This window comes from Streptomyces fungicidicus (assembly GCF_003665435.1).
GTDB classification, from domain to species: domain Bacteria; phylum Actinomycetota; class Actinomycetes; order Streptomycetales; family Streptomycetaceae; genus Streptomyces; species Streptomyces fungicidicus.
Window position 1 is genome coordinate 2,780,481 of sequence record NZ_CP023407.1, and the last position, 20,075, is coordinate 2,800,555.

Sequence of the window (20,075 nt, forward strand, 5' to 3'; positions counted from 1 at the left end):
CCCACTCGGCTCAGGAGAGTGCACTCGGGGTCGACCATCGGGCCTATCGGCGGCACTGAGTGCCGCCAACTTGCCCATCCTGCCCGCTGTGTTCCTCTTCCGGAAGGCCTCTGTGACCTTCGTGACTCATTTGATCGATCATTTTTTGATGACGGACCGCTCACAGCGGTGATTCACCCGTTCGAGAGGCGGGCTCCGGCGAGCCGGAAGTCCAGTGCCGTGCACCGGCGGCCCGCGGAGACCGTGCGCACCGCCTGTCCGATCGCCTTGCGGGACCCGACGAGGACGACCAGCTGCTTGGCCCGGGTGACCGCCGTGTAGAGCAGGTTGCGCTGGAGCATCATCCAGGCGCCGGTGGTGACCGGGATGACGACCGCCGGGTACTCGCTGCCCTGGGAGCGGTGGATGGTCACGGCGTAGGCGTGCGCCAGTTCGTCCAGCTCGTCGAAGTCGTACGGCACCTCCTCGTCCTCGTCGGTCAGCACCGTCAGGCGCTGGTCGACCGGGTCGAGCGAGGTGACCACGCCCACGGTGCCGTTGAAGACCCCGTTCTCCCCCTTCTCGTAATTGTTGCGAATCTGGGTCACCTTGTCGCCGACGCGGAAGACCCGGCCGCCGAACCGCTTCTCGGCGAGGTCGGGGCGGCCGGGGGTGACGGCCTGCTGGAGCAGCCCGTTGAGCGTGCCCGCGCCGGCCGGGCCGCGGTGCATGGGGGCGAGGACCTGCACGTCCCGGCGGGGGTCGAGGCCGAACTTCGCCGGGATGCGGCGGGCCGCGACGTCGACGGTGAGCCGGCCGGTCTCCTCGGTGTCGTCCTCGACGAAGAGGAAGAAGTCCTTCATGCCGTCCGTGACGGGGTGCTGCCCGGCGTTGATCCGGTGCGCGTTGGTCACCACGCCGGACTGCTGGGCCTGGCGGAAGACCCGGGTGAGCCGGACGGCGGGGACGGGACCGCCGTCCGCGAGCAGGTCCCGCAGCACCTCCCCCGCGCCGACGCTGGGCAGCTGGTCGACGTCCCCGACGAAGAGCAGGTGGGCGCCCGGCGGGACGGCCTTGACCAGCTTGTTCGCGAGGAGCAGGTCCAGCATGGACGCCTCGTCGACCACGACCAGGTCGGCGTCGAGCGGACGGTCCCGGTCGTAGGCCGCGTCGCCGCCGGGCCTGAGCTCCAGCAGCCGGTGGACGGTGGAGGCCTCCGCGCCGGTCAGCTCGGCGAGCCGCTTGGCGGCGCGGCCGGTCGGGGCGGCCAGGACGACCTTGGCCTTCTTGGCGCGGGCCAGCTCCACGATCGACCGGACGGTGAAGGACTTGCCGCAGCCGGGTCCGCCGGTGAGGACGGCGACCTTCTCGGTCAGCGCCAGCCTGACGGCGGCCTCCTGCTCGGGGGCGAGGTCGGTGCCGGTACGGCCCCTCAGCCAGCCGAGGGCCTTGTCCCAGGCGACGTCCCGGAAGGCCGGCATCCGGTCCTCGTCGGTGCGCAGGAGCCGCAGCAGCTGGGCGGAGAGGGCGAGTTCGGCGCGGTGGAAGGGGACCAGGTAGACGGCGGTGACGGGGTCACCGCCCTCCGGGTCCGGCACCCTCTCGCGCACGACACCGGGGTCCTCGCCGTCCTCCGGCTCGGCGGCCAGCTCGGCGAGGCACTCGATGACGAGGCCGGTGTCCACCTGGAGGAGCTTCACGGCGTCGGCGATCAGCTTCTCCTCGGGGAGATAGCAGTGCCCCTGGTCGGTGGCCTGCGACAGCGCGTACTGCAGTCCCGCCTTGACCCGGTCCGGGCTGTCGTGCGGGATGCCGACGGACTGGGCGATCCTGTCGGCGGTGAGGAAGCCGATGCCCCAGACGTCGGCGGCGAGCCGGTACGGCTGGTTCTTGACCACGGAGATCGAGGCGTCGCCGTACTTCTTGTAGATGCGCACGGCGATGGAGGTGGAGACCTCGACGGTCTGGAGGAAGAGCATGACCTCCTTGATCGCCTTCTGCTCCTCCCAGGCGTCGGCGATCTTCCTGGTCCGCTTGGGCCCGAGCCCGGGAACCTCGATGAGCCGCTTGGGCTCCTCCTCGATGATGGTGAGCGTGTCGACGCCGAAGTGCTGGGTGATGCGGTCGGCGAAGACCGGGCCGATCCCCTTGACCAGGCCCGAGCCCAGGTAACGGCGGATGCCCTGCACCGTGGCCGGCAGCACGGTCGTGTAGTTCTCCACGTGGAACTGCTTGCCGTACTGCGGGTGCGACCCCCAGCGCCCCTCCATCCGCAGCGACTCCCCCACCTGCGCACCGAGCAGCGCGCCGACGACGGTGAGGAGGTCACCGGCGCCTCTGCCGGTGTCGACCCTGGCGACGGTGTAGCCGTTCTCCTCGTTGGAGTACGTGATGCGTTCCAGGACGCCTTCGAGGATGGCGAGCCGGCGCTCGCCGGGGGTGTCGCCCGCGGACTGGGTGGCCATGATCCGACGTTACCGGTGGGGTGTGACAGGGGACGCCCCGGACCGGGTCTGCTCGGTACTCTTGGGGCATGGACTACGCAAGGATGCGCGCCCTCGCCCAAGACCTTGGGGCTTACGCAGAGCAGCTCGAAGGGTCCTGGAGTGTCGAGATCGGGCCGTCGGGTCCGATACTGGCGATGATGTGCCCGTCGAAGCGGCACGAGGGAGCAGTCCGCCGCATCTGCAAGCAGTTGGACGCGCAACTCCTCAACACCCACCCCGGGTACATCTGCGCGAACGGCCCCGAGATCGAGCATCCGGCCCTCGGACGCATGCGGCGCCCCGACGCGGTCGTGATCCCCGAAGCCACCCTTGACGAAGAGGGCCTGGCCGTCGACGCGACGCAAGTGCTGGCCGCCGTCGAGATCGTCTCGCCGTCCAACCCGAGCAACGACTACGACGAGAAGCTGGCTGACTATCCGGCCATGGGCATCCCGCACTACATGATCGTCGACCCGCGCACCGGCACGATCCAGGTGCACTCCGAGCCGTGCAAGGGCCGCTACAGCAGCAAGGAGCCGTACATCTTCGGCGACTCGGTGCCGTTCGGCCCGTGGACGGTGGAGACTTCGGAGTTCCGCCGGTACGGCAAGGACGGCTGACGGTCGGGCCGGCGCCCGGTCAGGTTCGTAGCTGTACGAGTTCGTCCGCTCGGCGGTGGTCCTTCGGCCGGCCGAGAGCTCGCCGCATACGGATCAGATCGTCGAGTGCGGCGTAGCGGATGGCGAAGCCCTCCGGGTCACGAGTGGTCTCCGCCCGGGTGAGGCACGTCGTGACGTCCATGTCGCCCCAAGGGAGAGCGGGGGTGCACAGGTCTCCACCGGCACCGGTGACCCGGTACCCCACCTGTTCGCGGGTGAGATCGGGCAATTCGGTGCAGCCGCACCGGGCAAGGGCGTCACGCAAGGCGTCCGCCTCGTCGGAGGTGCCGTCCCACAGCAGGTCGAGGTCCCCGGTCAGTTCGGTGGAGCCGTGCATGATGCCGGCGACCTGGCCGATGACCATCGCACGCGAGCCGACGGCGTGGAGCGCTCGGAGGAAGGGGAAGGGGTCGAAGCCGAGGGCGCCGTCCGTGGCGAAGGTGCCCAGCACATCGTCGGCCTCCTCCGGGTGACGCCCGACGGGGGTCCGCTCTCGCGTCACGTCCTCTGTCCGGGCGATCGCCTGCCGCAGGCGCAGGGCAGCGGCCTGACCCTGGCAGCGATCACCGTTGGCGAAGGCGTACGGCACCGGCCCGTTCAGAGGACGCCGTCCATGCTCGGGGCCTTCTTCAACGCCCCGACGAAGAGGGCGAAGGCGGCGGCCGGGAAGGCGAGGGTGGCGCGGGTCGGGGCCTTGCTGTCGCGGACGGCTGTGTGGGTGGGTGAGTTCGCGATTTCTACGCACTCGTTGCCGTCACCGGGGCCGGAGTAGGAGGACTTTCGCCAGTTGTCAGGTGCGGTGGGGTGCCTCACGGCTGCTTCACGGCTTCCAGGAAGGGGGCGAAGGCTTCCGCGCGGAAGGTCAGGGTGGCCCGGGTGGGGGCCTTGGAGTCGCGGACGGCTATGTAGGTGGGTGAGTGGGCGATCTCCACACAGTTGTTGCCGTCGCCGCCGCCGGAATGGGATGACCTGCGCCAGTTGTCAGGGGTAGACACGGAGCCTCACAGTTCCTTGGCCAGTCTGTGGATGAGGTCCCGCGACTTGCCGGGGTCGAGGGACACGTCCACCACTCTACGGAACACCGTTCGAAAGACGCCGAGTTGTGCCTCGGAGTCGATGAACCCGGTGCCGTGGGGTGCGTCGCGAACGGCTGTGTCCAGCTTGGGCACCGTCGCGCCCGCCAGCATCATGGGGCTCCAGGCACCACCGAAGCCGTCCAGGTCGAACGGGATGACACTCACGCTGATGTGATCGGCCTCGGAGAGTTCCAGGACGCGAGTGAGCTGCGCCCGCGCGGTGGCTCGGTCCCCGACCCTGATGCGCAGCGCTGCTTCGTGGATCACGGCCTGGTACGGGGCCAGGGATTCGAGGATCACCTTTCGCTGCATCCGGTGGCGCACTCGCAAGTCCAACTCCGCTGGAGGAAGCTCGGGCACCCGAGAGGAGAAGGCGGCGCGGGCGTAGTCCTCCGTTTGAAGCAGGCCAGGGATGAACAGGAACTCGACGTCGCGCCGGTATGTGGCGTGGTACTCCAACTCGGCGAGATCCAGGAACGCTGTAGGCAGTAGACCCCGGTACTCCTCCCACCACCCACGAGTCCGGTCCGTCGCCATGACGACGAGGGCGTCGATGAACGCCTCGTCCGTGCACGAGTAGTGCGCAGCGAGACGGCGTAGGCGTTCCTCACTCACACCTGCAAGTCCGGACTCGATGTGGCTGATCTGAACGCGGTTCACTCCAAGCAGTGCCGCCGCCTCGATGGCAGAGAGTCCTGCCGCGTCTCGCAGCCTGCGCAATTCGACCGCCAGTCGCAACTGACGTGCGGTGCATTCGCGCCTCAAGACCATGCAGGGCTCCCTCCGTTCAACGGGCCGATCCGCGCGACCCGTTCGGGGTCAGATTAGGGGATCAGCTTGCCCCGTATGACATGTTAGCCCTACCGTCAGTGATGCCGCGCACACCGTGCGCGATCGGAAGCGCACCGCTCCGTCCTGCCATGGCGGCTGCGGCGACGACACCGAGGCTTGCCTCCAACCACCCCCACCTGAAACGGAGTTCCGCATGCCCGAAAACGAACCGTGGGAGTACTCCCTGCACATCCCCAACGACCTCCGCGCCGTCACCGTCAGCCGCCGCACCCTGCGCCTGATCCTGACCATGCACGGACTGATCCGCCTCGTCGACGTGGCCGAACTGCTCGCCACGGAGCTGGTGTCCAACGCCGTGCGGCACACCAAGGGCCCCGCCGCCCTGCGCGTGCGCTGGTCGCCGCCGGGGACGTTGCGGATCGGGGCGTGGGACGCGGACCCCGGGCCTCCGGAGCCGCCGCGGCCCTTCGGGCAGGCGGCGGAGCGGGAGGACGGGCGGGGCCTCGCCCTGGTGCGGGCGTGCGCCGACGTGTGGGGCTGGCAGCCGCTGGCCAGGGAGGGCAGCCGGGGCAAGTACGTCTGGTGCGAGCTGGGCGCCGCCTAGGCCCGCCGGAGGATCCCCTCGACGCCCGCCAGGAAGGTCTCGGTGACCAGGTCGGGGTCGAAGAGGCAGCCGGCCGCCATCGCACCGTCCCGCAGCATGACGAGGTGCCGGCCCGCCTCGTCCCCGGGCTCGCGGCCGGCCCGCGCCAGCAGGTCCGTGACGGTTTCCAGGAACCACTGACGGTGCGCCAGCACGGCCTGGTGGACGGGGTGGGCCGGGTCCGGGTACTCGGCCACCGCGTTGAGGAAGGCGCATCCGCGGAACCCCGGGGACCGGATGCCCTCGGCGATGGACCGGGCGACGACCCTGACCTCGTCGGCGGCCGTCCCGGCACCCTCCCGCGCGGCAGCGACCTGCCCCCGGATGCCCTGGTCGGCCACGTCGAGGTAGGCGAGGACGAGGGCCTCCTTGCCCGTGAAGTGCCGGTAGAGCGTCGCCCGGGTCACCTGCGCCTCAGCGATGATCCGGTCGACGCCGACGGAGTGGATCCCCTCGGCGTAGAAGATCCGTGTCGCCGTGCCGAGCAGCCTCGCCCGCGCCTCGGATGTGCTGCCGCCCGCTGTGCCCCGACTCATGGGGCCGAGGCTACCAAAGCGTGAGGGAGAACGTTCGGTCTTGACAACGGCCACGACCGCCCTCTTTGATGCACAGGTAGACCGAACGTTCTCCCTCACCCTCGCCGGGAAGGCACCCCATGGACACCCTCGTCGCCACCACCCCCGCCACCGATGCCCCCGCGGCCCTGCGCAGGCTGTACTTCCTGCGCTTCGCGTTCGCCGCGGTCTGGGCCGCCCTGCTGTTCGCGACCGCCGACGAGCTCACCGCGCCGAGCGCGGTGCTGCTGGTGGTCTATCCGCTGTTCGACGTGGCCTGCGCCGTCGTCGACGTCCGGTCCGCCAGGGCGCACGGCGGCCCGGTGCGCCATCTGTACCTGAACATCGCGCTCAGCGCCCTCACCGGCGTCGGGCTCGCGGTCGCCGCCACGTCCGGGATCCCGGCGGTGCTGCGCGTCTGGGGCGTCTGGGCCGTCACCGCGGGTCTCGTGCAGCTGCTCGTCGGCGTCGCCCGCCGCCGGCTGGGGGGACAGTGGGCGATGATCGCCAGCGGCGGCATCTCCACCCTCGCCGGCGCCTCCTTCTTCGCGCAGGCGGGCAAGGAGGGCGCCTCCCTGAGCGGTCTGGCCGGCTACGCCTTCCTCGGCGGCGCCTTCTTCCTCGTCTCCGCCCTCCGCCTGGGGCGCGCGAGCAAGGGCGCGTGACCGGCGGGCTCCGGGCGGCGCAGACCACCGGGTGGCCGGCGGGAGCCGGGCCGCCCGGTGGTCACGATTCGGTTTCGGCCACCCGTCAGCCTCTTGCCATCCGCCCGTGTAATCGTTTCCAATCCTCCGTGTAATCGATTCCACGAGGAGGTGGAAACGGCGATGGCGAGCATCAAGGACGTCGCTGCCGAGGCGGGGCTGTCCGTCGCCACGGTGTCGCGGGTGCTGAACGACCACCCGTCGGTCAGCGAGGACGCCCGCAGACGGGTGACGGCCGCCGTCGAGCGGCTGGGCTACCGGCCGAACGCCGTCGCCCGCTCCCTGCGCACCGACCAGACCCGCACCCTCGGCCTGGTCATCAGCGACGTGATGAACCCGTACTTCACCGAGCTGGCCCGCTCCGTGGAGGAGGAGGCCCGCGCGCTCGGGTACAGCGTGATCATCGGCAACGCCGACGAGCGGCCCGACCTCCAGGACCACCACGTCACCACCCTGCTGGACCGCCGTATCGACGGCCTGCTCGTCTCCCCCACCGACGGCGGGTCGCCCGGCATGCTGGGCGCCGCACGTGCCGGGACGCCGATGGTGTTCGTCGACCGGTGGATCCCGGGCGTGGACGTGCCGGTCGTCAGGTCGGACGGGCGGGCCGCCGTACGGGACCTCGTCGCGCACCTGTACGCCCTCGGTCACCGGCGGCTCGCGATCATCGCCGGGCCCGCCGCGACCACCACCGGCCGCGAGCGCGTGGACGCCTTCCGGGAGGCGCTCGGCGCGTACGGGCTCGACCTCCCCGACGCCTACACCGGCCAGGGCGACTTCCAGGCCGACAGCGGACGCCGGGTCACCGAGGGGTTCCTCGACCTGGCCGAGCCGCCCGAGGTCGTGTTCGCGGCCGACAACCTGATGGCGCTCGGCGCCCTGGACGCCATCCGCGCCCGCGGACTGCGGGTGCCCGACGACATCGCGCTGGCCGCCTTCGACGACGTGCGCTGGTTCGTGCACACCGATCCGCCGGTCACCGCGATCGCCCAGCCCACGGGCGCGCTCGGCCGGGCCGCCGTACGCGCGCTCGTCGAGCGGATCGAGGGCGGGCCCGGAGAGTCCGTCACCCTTCCCGCCCGGCTCGTCGTACGCCGCTCGTGCGGCGAGCCGGCACCGTCCCCGTCCCCCGTACGAAGGAGTACGCCGTGAGCAGCCCGGACGAGTTGCTGCGCATCGAGGGCATCCGCAAGACCTTCCCCGGCGTGGTCGCGCTCGACAGCGTCGACTTCGACCTGCGCCGGGGCGAGGTGCATGTGCTCCTCGGTGAGAACGGCGCGGGCAAGAGCACGCTGATCAAGATGCTCTCCGGCGCCTACACGCCCGACACCGGCCGCATCGTGGTCGGCGGCGAGGAGGTGCGCATCCACGGTGCGCAGGACTCCGAGCGGCTCGGGATCGCCACCATCTACCAGGAGTTCAACCTCGTACCCGATCTGTCGGTGGCCGAGAACATCTTCCTGGGCCGGCAGCCGCGCCGGTTCGGGATGATCGACCGGAAGAGGATGGACGCCGACGCCGAGGTGCTGCTGAAGCGCGTCGGGGTCGACGTCTCCCCCCGGGCACTGGTGCGCGAACTCGGTATCGCGCGGCTCCAGATGGTCGAGATCGCCAAGGCGCTCAGCCTGGACGCGCGGGTGCTCATCATGGACGAGCCGACCGCCGTGCTGACCTCCGAGGAGGTCGAGAAGCTGTTCGCGATCGTGCGGCGGCTGCGCGAGGACGGCGTCGGGATCGTCTTCATCACGCACCACCTGGAGGAGATCGCCGCCCTGGGCGACCGGGTCACCGTCATCCGGGACGGCAGGAGCGTCGGCCAGGTGCCCGCGTCCACGCCCGAGGACGAGCTCGTACGGCTCATGGTCGGGCGGTCCATCGAGCAGCAGTACCCGCGCGAGCGTGCCGACGCCGGGGCCGCGCTGCTCACGGTGGAGGGGCTGACCCGGGACGGGGTCTTCCACGACGTGAGCTTCGAGGTGCGGGCCGGTGAGGTCGTCGGCATCGCGGGGCTCGTCGGGGCCGGGCGGACCGAGGTGGTCCGGGCGGTGTTCGGGGCCGACCCGTACGACGCCGGGGCCGTGCACGTCGCGGGGGCGCCGCTGCGCCGCCACGACGTGAACGCCGCCATGGCGGCCGGGATCGGGCTGGTGCCCGAGGACCGCAAGGGGCAGGGGCTCGTCCTGGACGCCTCCGTCGAGGAGAACCTCGGCCTGGTCACCCTGCGGTCCTCCTCCCGCGCGGGGCTCGTCGACCTCAAGGGGCAGCACGAGTCGGCCGGGCGGATCGCCGGGCAGCTCGGCGTGCGGATGGCCGGGCTCGGCCAGCACGTGCGCACGCTCTCCGGCGGCAACCAGCAGAAGGTCGTCATCGGCAAGTGGCTGCTGGCCGACACCAAGGTGCTCATCCTCGACGAGCCGACGCGCGGCATCGACGTCGGCGCCAAGGTCGAGATCTACCAGCTCATCAACGAACTGACGGCCGCCGGCGCCGCGGTGCTCATGATCTCCAGCGATCTGCCGGAGGTGCTGGGCATGAGCGACCGGGTGGTGGTCATGGCGCAGGGCCGTGTCGCGGGCGAACTCACCGCCGCGCAGGCCACCCAGGACGCCGTGATGGCCCTCGCCGTCAGCACTCCCCACACGAACGGAACGGAGGCCTCCGGTGGCCACTGACACGCTCAAGAGCAAGCCGGGCGCGCAGGGCGGCGCCACGGGCGGCCTGCGCCGCCTGCTCCTCGACAACGGCGCGCTGACCGCGCTGATCGTCCTCGTGATCGCCATGTCGGCGCTGTCCGGGGACTTCCTGACCGCCGACAACCTCCTCAACGTCGGCGTCCAGGCCGCCGTGACCGCGATCCTCGCCTTCGGCGTCACCTTCGTGATCGTCTCGGCGGGCATCGACCTGTCGGTCGGCTCGGTCGCCGCGCTGTCCGCGACCGTGCTGGCGTGGAGCGCGACCGAGGCCGGTATCCCGGTCGTCCTGGCGGTGCTGCTGGCCGTCGCGACCGGCATCGCCTGCGGCCTGGTGAACGGCTTCCTCATCTCGTACGGGAAGCTGCCGCCGTTCATCGCGACGCTGGCCATGCTGTCGGTGGGGCGCGGTCTGTCGCTCGTCATCTCGCAGGGCTCGCCCATCGCCTTCCCCGACTCGGTCTCGCACCTCGGTGACACGCTGGGCGGCTGGCTGCCGGTGCCGGTGCTCGTGATGATCGTGATGGGGCTGATCACGGCCTTCGTCCTCGGCCGGACCTACATCGGGCGTTCCATGTATGCCATCGGCGGCAACGAGGAGGCCGCGCGCCTCTCCGGTCTGCGCGTGAAGCGGCAGAAGCTCGCCATCTACGCCTTCTCCGGCCTCTTCGCCGCCGCCGCGGGCATCGTGCTCGCCTCCCGGCTGTCCTCCGCGCAGCCGCAGGCCGCGCAGGGCTACGAACTGGACGCGATCGCCGCCGTCGTCATCGGCGGCGCCTCCCTGGCGGGCGGCACCGGCAAGGCGTCGGGCACGCTGATCGGCGCGCTGATCCTCGCGGTGCTGCGCAACGGGCTCAACCTCCTGTCGGTGTCCGCGTTCTGGCAGCAGGTCGTCATCGGCGTGGTCATCGCGCTGGCGGTGCTGTTCGACACGCTGCGCCGCAAGGCGGGCGCGACCACCCCGGCGGCCGGGACGTCCGGAGGCGGGAACCGGCGCAAGCAGGCACTCACGTACGTGATCGCCGCCGTCGTCGCCGTCGCGGTCGTCGGCGCCACCTCGCTGCTGCACAACGGGTCCTCGGCGGCCAAGACGCAGAAGATCGGTCTGTCGCTGTCGACGCTCAACAACCCGTTCTTCGTGCAGATCCGGGCCGGCGCCGAGGACGAGGCGAAGAAGCTGGGCGTCGACCTCACGGTCACCGACGCGCAGAACGACGCCTCCCAGCAGGCCAACCAGCTGCAGAACTTCACCAGCGGCTCGCTCTCCGCGGTCGTCGTCAACCCGGTGGACTCCGACGCGGCCGGTCCCGCGGTGCGCGGCGCGAACAAGGCGGGCATCCCCGTCGTCGCCGTGGACCGCGGTGTGAACAAGGCGGACACGGCGGCGCTCGTCGCCTCCGACAACGTCGAGGGCGGCGCGCTGGGCGCCAAGGCGCTCGCCGAGAAGCTCGGCGGCAAGGGCACCATCGTCATCCTCCAGGGCCAGGCCGGCACCTCCGCCAGCCGCGAGCGCGGCGCGGGCTTCGCCGAGGGCCTGAAGGACTACCCGGGCATCAAGGTCGTCGCCAAGCAGCCCGCGGACTTCGACCGCACCAAGGGCCTGGACGTGATGACGAACCTGCTGCAGGCGCACCCGGACGTCGACGGCGTCTTCGCCGAGAACGACGAGATGGCGCTCGGCGCGATCAAGGCGCTCGGCTCGAAGGCCGGGAAGTCCGTCCAGGTCGTCGGCTTCGACGGCACGCCTGACGGGCTCAAGGCGGTCGAGGCGGGCACGCTGTACGCGTCCGTCGCGCAGCAGCCGTCGGAGCTCGGCAGGATCGCGGTGCGCAACGCGCTGCGGGCCGCCGAGGACAAGAAGACGGAGAACATGGTGAAGGTGCCGGTGAAGGTGGTCACCAAGGACAACGTGGCCGGCTTCGAGGGCTGACGCCGGGATTCGGGAGCGATTCATGTACGACTACGACCTCCTGGTCGTCGGCTCGGCCAACGCCGACCTGGTGATCGGTGTCGAGCGCCGGCCGGGCGCCGGGGAGACGGTCCTCGGTTCCGACCTGGCCGTCCACCCGGGCGGCAAGGGCGCGAACCAGGCCGTCGCGGCCGCCCGGCTGGGCGCCCGTACGGCCCTGCTGGCCCGGGTCGGCGACGACGGGCACGGCCGGCTGCTGCTGGAGTCCCAGCGGGCGGCCGGGGTGGACACGGCGGGCGTGCTGGTGGGCGGGGCCCCGACCGGGGTCGCGCTGATCACGGTGGACCCGTCCGGCGACAACAGCATCGTCGTCTCGCCGGGCGCCAACGGCCGGCTGACGCCGGCCGACGTCAGGGCGGCCGGGGACCTGTTCCGCGCCTCCCGGGTGGTCTCCACGCAGTTGGAGATCCCGCTGGAGACGGTCCTGGAGGTGGCCCGGAACCTGGCGCCGGGCACCCGCCTGGTGCTGAACCCGTCCCCGCCGCAGCCGCTTCCGGCGGAGGTCCTGGCGGCCTGCGACCCGCTGATCGTCAACGAGCACGAGGCGAAGGTGATCCTCGGCGACACCGCCGGGGCGGGCGACCGGCCCGAGGACTGGGCGCGGCTGCTGCTCGAGAAGGGCCCGCGTTCGGTGGTCGTGACCCTGGGCGGCGAGGGCGCGCTGGTGGCCTCCCCGGAGGGGGTCGCACGGGTGCCCTCCGTCAAGGTGCGCGCCGTGGACACCACCGGTGCCGGTGACGCGTTCACCGCCGCGCTGGCCTGGCGGCTGGGCGCGGGCGAGCCGCTCGCCGAGGCCGCGGCGTACGCCGCCCGGGTGGGCGCGGTGGCGGTCACCCGGGAGGGCGCCCAGGTGTCCTACCCGACGGCGGCGGAGGTCGCCGCGCTGTGAAGAAGCACGGAATACTCAACCGCCACCTCTCCGGCGCGCTGGCCGCACTCGGTCACGGGGACGGGGTGCTGGTGTGCGACGCCGGGATGCCGATACCCGACGGTCCCCGCGTGGTGGACCTGGCCTTCCGGGCCGGGGTGCCGTCATTCGCCGAGGTCCTGGACGGGCTGCTGGCCGAGCTGGTGGTGGAGGGCGCTACGGCGGCGACCGAGGTACGGGACGCCAATCCGGCGGCGGCGGAACTGCTGGACGGTCACTTCCCCACGCTCGCGCTGGTCCCGCACGAGCGGCTGAAGGAGCTGAGCGCCGGGGCGCGGCTCGTGGTCCGCACCGGTGAGGCGCGGCCGTACGCGAACGTGCTGCTGCGCTGCGGCGTGTTCTTCTGACGCGGGGAAACTTCGAGGGGGCCCGGTCCGTCGACCGGGCCCCCTCGGCTCCCTCCCCCTGCCAGAACCCCTCAAGTCCCCCCCGGGTCCCCCCCCCAGAGGTCCTGACACCAAGTACGACCCGCGAGGTGGGGGGAGGGTTGCACGGGCTCCGCGAATTTTTTCCGGGGCCCGCTCACGCTCCCTGTCGGGTGTGCTCCACGAAGCGTGCCGCGGTCTCGGCGAGCAGCTCACGGCCGTCGCGGGCCCACAGTTCGTCGTTGAACAGTTCCACCTCGATGGGGCCGGTGTAGCCGGCCGCCTCGACGTGGCCCTGCCACTCGCGCATGTCGATCGCGCCGTCGCCGATCTGGCCGCGGCCGTTGAGGACGCCCTCGGGCAGCGGGGTGGTCCAGTCGGCGAGCTGGAAGGTGTGGATGCGGCCTTGGGCGCCCGCGCGGGCGATCTGCGCGGGGGCGGTGTCGTCCCACCAGATGTGGTACGTGTCGACGGTGACGCCGACCTGGTGGGCGGGGAAGCGTTCCGCGATGTCCAGGGCCTGGGCGAGCGTCGAGACCACGCAGCGGTCGGAGGCGAACATGGGGTGGAGCGGCTCGATGGCCAGTCTCACCCCGTTCTCCTCGGCGTAGGGGCCGAGTTCGGCGAGGGCGTCCGCGATGCGTTCGCGGGCGCCGCGCAGGTCCCGGGAGCCGGCCGGGAGTCCGCCGGAGACCAGGACGAGGGTGTCGGTGCCGAGGGTGGCGGCCTCGTCGACGGCGCGGCGGTTGTCGGCCAGGGCGGCGGCGCGCTCGGCGGGGTCGGTGGCGGTGAGGAAGCCGCCGCGGCAGAGCGTCGTCACCGCCAGGCCCGCGTCCCGGACCAGTTTCGCGGCCGCGTCGAGCCCGTACGCCTGGACGGGCTCGCGCCACAGGCCGACGCCCGGCACGCCCAGGTCGCGGCAGGCGTCGACGAGTTCCGGCAGCGACAGCTGCTTGACGGTCATCTGGTTGATGCTGAAGCGCGCGAGGTCGGTCACGGGGTCACTCCGTACAGGTGCAGCAGGGTCCTCATGCGTTCCTCGGCGAGCTTGGGGTCGGGGAACAGGCCCAGGCCGTCGGCGAGTTCGTAGGCGCGGGAGAGGTGCGGCAGGGAGCGCGCCGACTGCAGGCCGCCGACCATGGTGAAGTGGCTCTGGTGGCCGGCCAGCCACGCCAGAAAGACCACGCCCGTCTTGTAGAAGCGGGTGGGGGCCTGGAAGAGGTGGCGGGAGAGCTCGACGGTGGGGTCGAGGAGGGCGCGGAAGCCCTCCGTGTTCCCGGTGTCGAGGACCCGGACCGCCTCCGCGGCCAGCGGGCCGAGCGGATCGAAGATGCCCAGCAGGGCGTGGCTGAAGCCCTGCTCGTCGCCGGCGATCAGCTCGGGGTAGTTGAAGTCGTCGCCGGTGTAGCAGCGCACGCCCTGCGGGAGACGGCGGCGCAGGTCGACCTCGCGCCGGGCGTCCAGCAGCGAGACCTTGATGCCGTCGACCTTGTCGGGGTGGGCGGCGATGACCTCGAGGAAGGTGTCGGTGGCCGCGTCCAGGTCGGACGAGCCCCAGTAGCCCTCCAGCGCCGGGTCGAACATGGGGCCGAGCCAGTGCAGCACGACCGGTTCGGCGGCCTGGCGCAGGAGGTGGCCGTAGACCTCCAGGTAGTCGTCCGGGCCCTGCGCCGTCGCGGCGAGGGCGCGGGACGCCATCAGGATGGCCTGCGCGCCCGACTCCTCGACCACCGCGAGCTGTTCCTCGTACGCCGCCCGGACCTCGGCGAGGGTGCCGCCGGTGATCTGGTCGGTGCCGACGCCGCAGGCGATGCGGCCGCCGACCGCCTTCGCCTCGGCGGCGGAGCGGCGGATCAGCTCGGCCGCGCCGGCCCAGTCCAGGCCCATGCCGCGCTGGGCGGTGTCCATGGCCTCGGCGACGCCCAGGCCGTGCGACCACAGGTGGCGGCGGAAGGCGAGGGTGGCGTCCCAGTCGACGGCGGCCGGTGAGTCGGGGGTGGTGTCGGCGTACGGGTCGGCGACGACGTGCGCCGCGGAGAAGACCGTACGGGAGGTGAGGGGCGCGCCGGGGGTGAGGGCGAGGGGCTCGGTGCGCGGCTCGTAGGCGCGCAGGGCGCCGTCGGCGCCGGGGAGGTGGAGGGTCACAGCGCGATCTCCGGCACGTCGAGGCGGCGGCCCTCGGCGGAGGACTTCAGGCCCAGCTCGGCGAGCTGGACGCCGCGGGCGCCGGCCAGCAGGTCCCAGTGGTAGGGGGCGTCGGCGTAGACGTGGCGCAGGAACAGCTCCCACTGGGCCTTGAAGCCGTTGTCGAACTCGCCGTTGTCCGGGACCTCCTGCCACTGGTCGCGGAAGACCTCGGTGGCGGGGATGTCCGGGTTCCACACCGGCTTGGGGGTGGCGGAGCGGTGCTGGACGCGGCAGTTGCGCAGGCCGGCGACGGCGGATCCCTCGGTGCCGTCCACCTGGAACTCGACGAGTTCGTCGCGGTTGACGCGGACCGCCCAGGAGGAGTTGATCTGGGCGATCGCGCCGCCGTCCAGCTCGAAGACGCCGTAGGCGGCGTCGTCGGCGGTGGCGTCGTAGGGCTTGCCGTTCTCGTCCCAGCGCTGCGGGACGTGGGTGGCGGTGAGGGCCTGCACGGACTTCACGCGGCCGAACAGTTCGTGCAGCACGTACTCCCAGTGCGGGAACATGTCGACGACGATGCCGCCGCCGTCCTCCGCGCGGTAGTTCCAGGACGGGCGCTGGGCCTCCTGCCAGTCGCCCTCGAACACCCAGTAGCCGAACTCGCCGCGCACGGAGAGGATGCGGCCGAAGAAGCCGCCGTCGATGAGGCGCTTCAGCTTGAGCAGGCCGGGGAGGAAGAGCTTGTCCTGGACGACGCCGTGCTTGATGCCGGCCGCGTTCGCCAGGCGGGCGAGCTCCAGGGCGCCGTCGAGGCCGGTGGCGGTCGGCTTCTCGGTGTAGATGTGCTTGCCCGCCGCGATCGCCTTCTTGAGGGCGTCCTCGCGGGCGGAGGTGACCTGCGCGTCGAAGTAGATGTCGACGCTGTCGTCGGCGAGGACGGCGTCCACGTCGGTGGAGACGTGCTCAAGTCCGTGGCGGTCGGCCAGCGCCTTCAGGGCGTGCTCCCGGCGGCCGACCAGGATCGGCTCCGGCCACAGCACGGTGCCGTCACCGAGGTCGAGGCCGCCCTGTTCGCGGAGGGCCAGGATGGAGCGGACGAGGTGCTGGCGGTAGCCCATGCGCCCGGTCACACCGTTCATGGCGATACGCACCGTCTTGCGTGTCACGTCATTCCCTTCGTACGCGGTTCGCCCGCCGGGTACGCCCCACTGACGAGCGTGACAGCAAGCGCTTTCTATGTAGGGAGAAGCTAGCCTCTGAACGGCTCCGGGGACAAGACCGCGGCCAACCGGACTTGTTCGAGGGGGCGAACAGCCGCACGGATGGCCGTAGGGTCTGCTCGGAACCACGGGTGTGGGCGTGGGTGTGTACGACGGCGTACGGCGGGACGCTCGAGGCGGAGGACGAGACATGACGGTGACCCTGGCGGACGTGGCGGCTCGCGCGCAGGTCTCCCCCGCGACGGTGTCGCGCGTGCTCAACGGGAACTATCCCGTGGCCGCGACCACCCGGGAGCGGGTGCTGAAGGCCGTGGACGAGCTGGACTACGTCCTCAACGGGCCCGCGAGCGCGCTGGCCGCCGCCACCTCCGACCTCGTCGGCATCCTGGTGAACGACATCGCCGACCCGTTCTTCGGGATCATGGCGAGCGCGATCCAGGCGGAGATCGGGGGGCCTGGCGGGCGCGCGGGCGGGGAGAGACTCGCCGTCGTGTGCAACACGGGCGGATCGCCCGAGCGCGAACTGACCTATCTCACGCTGCTCCAGCGGCAGCGGGCGGCGGCGGTGGTGCTGACCGGCGGCGCGATCGAGGACGCGCCGCACAAGGCGGCGATGGACGCGAAGCTGCGCAAGCTGGCGGACGCGGGGACCCGGGTGGTGCTGTGCGGGCGGCCGCAGGCGCCGGAGACCGGGGCGATCGCGCTGACCTTCGACAACCGGGGCGGCGGGCGGGAACTCACCGAGCACCTGATCGGGCTGGGGCACCGGCGGCTGGGGTACATCGCGGGGCCGCAGGAACGGACCACGACGCGGCACCGGCTGGAAGGCCACCGGGAGGCGCTGGCCGCGCACGGCATCGAGGAGGACCCGCGGTGGACCGTGCACGGGCGGTACGACCGGGGGTCGGGGTACGAGGCGACGCTCGAACTCCTGCGGCGGGATCCGTCGTTGACGGCGATCGTCGCGGCGAACGACTCCGTCGCGCTGGGGGCGTGTGCGGCGCTGCGGGACTCGGGGCTGCGGATTCCGGACGACGTGTCGGTGGCGGGGTTCGACGATCTGCCGTTCAGCATCGACGCGGTGCCGGCGTTGACGACGGTGCGGTTGCCGTTGGCGGAGGCGGGGGGCAGGGCGGGGCGGATCGCCATGGGGCGGGAGGAGGCGCCGGTGGGAGGGGTTGCGGGGGTGCGGGGGGAGTTGATGGTGCGGGGGTCCACCGCGGGGCCGCGGGATTGATCTGACCTGGAGGTCTGGGGGTTGGGGGGCTCTTGTGGCCCTGGGGGGCTGAGGTGCGTGGGTTGGTGCCGGCCGTTGGGGGTTTTCGCGCAGTTCCCCGCGCCCCTAGGGGGTGTCGTGGGGGGTGGTTTCGGTGTGGGGGAGGAGTCAGGTTGGGGGGCGTGGGTAGGGTCCGTTTTTATGAAGCTCGCGTTCTCCACGCTCGGTGTTCCCGGGCTGCCGCTCAATGACGTGCTGGCCCTCGCGACCGCACACGGTTACCACGGGGTCGAGCTGCGCGCCCACCCCGAGGAACCCGTCCACCCCGGGCTCACGCCCGCTCAACGCTCCGACGTCGTCGCCGCGTTCAAGGCGTCCGGGGTCGAACTCCTCGGCCTCGCCGGATACGCCCGGGTCGCCGCGCCGGGTGAGGACGAACCCGTCCTCACCGAGATCCGGGCGCTCCTCGACCTCGCCCGGGACCTCGGCGCGCCGTTCGTCCGGGTCTTCCCCGGCGGCGGCACCGAGCAGAGTCCCGAGGAGGCGGACGCGACGGCCGCCCGACGGCTGGGCACGGCCGCCGAGTACGCCGCCGACCTGGACGTACGGATCCTGCTGGAGACCCACGACTCGCACCGCACCGGCGCCGACGCCATGCGGATCCTCGGCCTGGTCGGCCACCGGCAGGTCGGCGCGCTGTGGGACGTGATGCACACCTGGGTCGGCGGCGAGCAGCCCGTGGAGAGCTACGCGGCGCTCTCCCCGCACCTCGGCTACGTCCAGGTGAAGGACATCGCCTCCGCCGACGAGACGGCCCCGCTCCCGCTCGGCGACGGTGTCCTCCCGCTCAGCGACGTCGTGGAGGTCCTCTCCCGGCACGCCTGGGACGGCTGGCTGTGCTGGGAGTACGAGAAGCGCTGGTACGAGGACGCCGCCCCGCTTCCCGGCCTCCTCACACCCGGCCGTGAGCACCTGACCAGGCTGCTGAACGAGTCGGCCTGACGGACACGGAAATTCACTGGCCGGGGCGGCGGGCGGCCGGATAGCGTCTTCCGCCGTGTCTCAGCCCGTGCCCCGCCCCGCCGTCCCCCGTTCGTGAGCCTGTCCCGCACGCTGATCGACGTGCGTCCGCTGCGTACCTCGCCGGTCTTCCGGCGGCTGCTGATCGGGCGCACGGTGTCCGTGCTCGGCAGCTTCATGACCATGGTCACCGTCATGTACCAGGTCTGGGAGATGACGCACAGCGCGGCCTGGAGCGGCGCGGTGGGTCTCGCGCAGGCGCTGCCGCTGGTGTGCTTCGGCCTGTTCGCCGGGGCCTGGGTCGACCGGGGCGACCGGCGCCGGATCTATCTGGCGGCGACGGTGGGCCAGGCGCTGTTCTCGCTGCTGCTGGCGGTACAGGGCTTCACCGGGCAGGTGCCGGTGGGCGGGGTGCTCGCCCTGGTCGCCGCCCAGTCCGCCTGCGCGGCGGTCGGCGGCCCGGCGGCCGGTGTGTTCGTCCCCCGACTGCTGCCCAGGGAGCAGGTGGCCTCCGGTCTGGCGCTGTACCAGGTCACCGCGCAGTCGATGATGCTGGTCGGCCCCGCCCTCGGGGGTCTGATGCTCGGCTGGTTCGGCATCGGCGTCTGCTACCTGGTGGACGCGCTGAGCTTCCTCATCGCCTTCTACGGCGCGTTCGGGCTGCCCGCGCTGCCGCCCGAGGGGGAGCCGTCGCGGGCCGGGCTCCACGGGGTGCTGGACGGGCTGCGCTTCCTGGCCGGCCACCGGGTCGTGCGCGGCGCGCTGGTCACCGACCTCGCCGCCACCGTGCTGTCGATGCCGGTCAGCCTGTTCCCGCTGATCAACGAGGAGCGGTTCGGCGGCGATCCGCGCACGCTGGGCCTGTTCCAGTCGTCGGTCGCGATCGGCGGCGTACTGGCGTCGGCGTTCTCCGGGGCGGTGACACGGCGGGGGCGTCCCGGTCTCGTCATGCTCTGCGGCGCCGCCGTCTGGGGGGCCGCGCTGGCCGCGTTCGGTGTGATGAGCAGTCCGTGGGTGGGGCTGGGGCTGCTGACGCTGGCCGGGGCGGCCGACGCCCTCTCGGTGCTCTCCCGCACCACGATCGTGCAGACCCGTACGCCCGACGCGCTGCTGGGCCGGGTCACGGCCGCGGAGCAGATCGTCGGGCAGGCGGGACCGCACCTCGGCAACATGCGGGCGGGACTGGTGGCGGGCGCGACCTCCGGCGCGACGGCCCTGGTGACGGGCGGTCTGCTGTGCCTGCTCGCGGTGGTCTGGGTCGCCTCGGGCACGCCGGAGCTGCGCGAGGGGGCCCCTCCGGGGCACATGTGAGTGGGGTGCCTTGTCGGGCGGGTGCGGGTGGGTGGGGGCTGGTCGCGCAGTTCCCCGCGCCCCCAGGGGGGTTTCGCTTCCCGGTGTCTTAGGGCTTGGTGGGGACCGGTCGGCACGGGTGTGCGGGAGTCGCGCACCGGGCCTTGTCGGGCGGGTGCGGGTGGGTGGGGGCTGGTCGCGCAGTTCCCCGCGCCCCCAAGGGGGTTTCGCTCCCCGGCGTCTCAGGGCTCGGTGGGGACCGGTCGGCACGGGTGTGCGGGAGCGCGCACCGGGCCTAGTCGGGTGGGTGGGGGCTGGTCGCGCAGTTCCCCGCGCCCCCAGGCCAGGGGGGTCGCT

Annotated in this window: 20 protein-coding genes; 11 read left to right on the top strand and 9 right to left on the bottom strand. The window is 72.1% G+C overall.

The features are described 5' to 3' along the window. Positions 1 to 173: 173 nt before the first annotated feature. Complete coding sequence (gene recD2, locus CNQ36_RS12480; protein ID WP_121546044.1) at positions 174 to 2,444, bottom strand: SF1B family DNA helicase RecD2; 2,271 nt, start codon at positions 2,442 to 2,444, stop codon at positions 174 to 176. A 68-nt stretch (positions 2,445 to 2,512) separates the two neighbouring features. Here recD2 and CNQ36_RS12485 point away from each other — a divergent pair, with 68 nt between their 5' ends. Beyond that, complete coding sequence (locus CNQ36_RS12485) at positions 2,513 to 3,085, top strand: Uma2 family endonuclease (protein ID WP_121546045.1); 573 nt, start codon at positions 2,513 to 2,515, stop codon at positions 3,083 to 3,085. Positions 3,086 to 3,104: 19 nt separating this feature from the next. On the opposite strand, the gene CNQ36_RS12490 is transcribed toward CNQ36_RS12485, so the two are convergent. From CNQ36_RS12490 to CNQ36_RS12505, 4 genes are all read right to left on the bottom strand, one after another. Beyond that, complete coding sequence (locus CNQ36_RS12490) at positions 3,105 to 3,626, bottom strand: hypothetical protein (protein ID WP_228312960.1); 522 nt, start codon at positions 3,624 to 3,626, stop codon at positions 3,105 to 3,107. 95 nt (positions 3,627 to 3,721) lie between these two features. After that, entirely contained in the window at positions 3,722 to 3,937 is a 216-nt protein-coding gene (locus tag CNQ36_RS12495; protein ID WP_121546047.1) for a DUF397 domain-containing protein, read from the bottom strand. Then, a complete protein-coding gene (locus CNQ36_RS12500; protein ID WP_121546048.1) occupies positions 3,934 to 4,119 on the bottom strand; it encodes a DUF397 domain-containing protein in 186 nt (61 codons plus the stop codon). The genes CNQ36_RS12495 and CNQ36_RS12500 overlap by 4 nt, the downstream gene beginning before the upstream one ends. A 6-nt stretch (positions 4,120 to 4,125) precedes the next feature. Further along, the gene (locus CNQ36_RS12505) at positions 4,126 to 4,971 is read right to left on the bottom strand and encodes a helix-turn-helix domain-containing protein (protein WP_121546049.1); all 846 of its coding nucleotides are present in this window, start codon (positions 4,969 to 4,971) and stop codon (positions 4,126 to 4,128) included. Positions 4,972 to 5,185: 214 nt separating this feature from the next. Between CNQ36_RS12505 and CNQ36_RS12510 the strand changes: the two genes are divergently transcribed. Continuing rightward, entirely contained in the window at positions 5,186 to 5,596 is a 411-nt protein-coding gene (locus CNQ36_RS12510) for an ATP-binding protein (RefSeq protein ID WP_121546050.1), read from the top strand. Here CNQ36_RS12510 and CNQ36_RS12515 read toward each other — a convergent pair. Then, entirely contained in the window at positions 5,593 to 6,171 is a 579-nt protein-coding gene (locus tag CNQ36_RS12515) for a TetR/AcrR family transcriptional regulator (protein ID WP_121546051.1), read from the bottom strand. The two genes, CNQ36_RS12510 and CNQ36_RS12515, sit on opposite strands and share 4 nt — an antisense overlap. A gap of 119 nt (positions 6,172 to 6,290) precedes the next feature. Here CNQ36_RS12515 and CNQ36_RS12520 point away from each other — a divergent pair, with 119 nt between their 5' ends. The 6 genes from CNQ36_RS12520 (at position 6,291) to rbsD (ending at position 12,827) form a co-directional block, all read left to right on the top strand. After that, positions 6,291 to 6,854 carry a hypothetical protein gene (locus CNQ36_RS12520; protein ID WP_121546052.1) on the top strand — a complete coding sequence of 188 codons (564 nt, stop codon included), beginning with the start codon at positions 6,291 to 6,293 and terminating at the stop codon, positions 6,852 to 6,854. A gap of 162 nt (positions 6,855 to 7,016) precedes the next feature. Further along, positions 7,017 to 8,045 carry a LacI family DNA-binding transcriptional regulator gene (locus tag CNQ36_RS12525; RefSeq protein WP_040907135.1) on the top strand — a complete coding sequence of 343 codons (1,029 nt, stop codon included), beginning with the start codon at positions 7,017 to 7,019 and terminating at the stop codon, positions 8,043 to 8,045. Next, the gene (locus tag CNQ36_RS12530; RefSeq protein WP_121546053.1) at positions 8,042 to 9,565 is read left to right on the top strand and encodes a sugar ABC transporter ATP-binding protein; all 1,524 of its coding nucleotides are present in this window, start codon (positions 8,042 to 8,044) and stop codon (positions 9,563 to 9,565) included. The genes CNQ36_RS12525 and CNQ36_RS12530 overlap by 4 nt, the downstream gene beginning before the upstream one ends. Further along, complete coding sequence (locus CNQ36_RS12535) at positions 9,555 to 11,513, top strand: ABC transporter permease/substrate-binding protein (RefSeq protein ID WP_121546054.1); 1,959 nt, start codon at positions 9,555 to 9,557, stop codon at positions 11,511 to 11,513. The genes CNQ36_RS12530 and CNQ36_RS12535 overlap by 11 nt, the downstream gene beginning before the upstream one ends. Before the next feature lie 22 nt (positions 11,514 to 11,535). Further along, on the top strand, positions 11,536 to 12,441 hold the full coding sequence (rbsK, locus tag CNQ36_RS12540; protein WP_121546055.1) for a ribokinase: 906 nt from the start codon (positions 11,536 to 11,538) through the stop codon (positions 12,439 to 12,441). Then, positions 12,438 to 12,827, top strand: coding sequence for a D-ribose pyranase (rbsD, locus tag CNQ36_RS12545; protein WP_121546056.1), 390 nt, complete (start codon positions 12,438 to 12,440; stop codon positions 12,825 to 12,827). The genes rbsK and rbsD overlap by 4 nt, the downstream gene beginning before the upstream one ends. 175 nt (positions 12,828 to 13,002) lie before the next feature. Here rbsD and CNQ36_RS12550 read toward each other — a convergent pair whose 3' ends face one another. Genes CNQ36_RS12550 through CNQ36_RS12560 form a run of 3 tightly spaced genes read right to left on the bottom strand, consistent with a single transcriptional unit; the run spans position 13,003 to position 16,138 of the window. After that, positions 13,003 to 13,842 (bottom strand): sugar phosphate isomerase/epimerase family protein, encoded by an 840-nt coding sequence (locus CNQ36_RS12550; RefSeq protein WP_121546057.1) that lies wholly within the window; start codon positions 13,840 to 13,842, stop codon positions 13,003 to 13,005. Beyond that, a complete protein-coding gene (locus CNQ36_RS12555; protein WP_004931177.1) occupies positions 13,839 to 14,990 on the bottom strand; it encodes a dihydrodipicolinate synthase family protein in 1,152 nt (383 codons plus the stop codon). The genes CNQ36_RS12550 and CNQ36_RS12555 overlap by 4 nt, the downstream gene beginning before the upstream one ends. After that, positions 14,987 to 16,138 (bottom strand): Gfo/Idh/MocA family protein, encoded by a 1,152-nt coding sequence (locus CNQ36_RS12560; protein ID WP_163013251.1) that lies wholly within the window; start codon positions 16,136 to 16,138, stop codon positions 14,987 to 14,989. Before CNQ36_RS12560 ends, CNQ36_RS12555 begins: the two co-directional genes overlap by 4 nt. A 244-nt stretch (positions 16,139 to 16,382) precedes the next feature. On the opposite strand from CNQ36_RS12560, the gene CNQ36_RS12565 reads away from it, so the two are divergent. The 3 genes from CNQ36_RS12565 to CNQ36_RS12575 all read left to right on the top strand — a co-directional run bounded on the left by CNQ36_RS12565 (position 16,383) and on the right by CNQ36_RS12575 (position 19,739). Beyond that, on the top strand, positions 16,383 to 17,429 hold the full coding sequence (locus tag CNQ36_RS12565; RefSeq protein WP_121546058.1) for a LacI family DNA-binding transcriptional regulator: 1,047 nt from the start codon (positions 16,383 to 16,385) through the stop codon (positions 17,427 to 17,429). Between the two features lie 180 nt (positions 17,430 to 17,609). Further along, a complete protein-coding gene (locus CNQ36_RS12570; protein WP_121546059.1) occupies positions 17,610 to 18,410 on the top strand; it encodes a sugar phosphate isomerase/epimerase family protein in 801 nt (266 codons plus the stop codon). A gap of 93 nt (positions 18,411 to 18,503) precedes the next feature. Further along, positions 18,504 to 19,739, top strand: a complete 1,236-nt coding sequence (locus CNQ36_RS12575; RefSeq protein ID WP_121546060.1) for an MFS transporter — start codon at positions 18,504 to 18,506, stop codon at positions 19,737 to 19,739. Positions 19,740 to 20,075 lie beyond the last annotated feature (336 nt).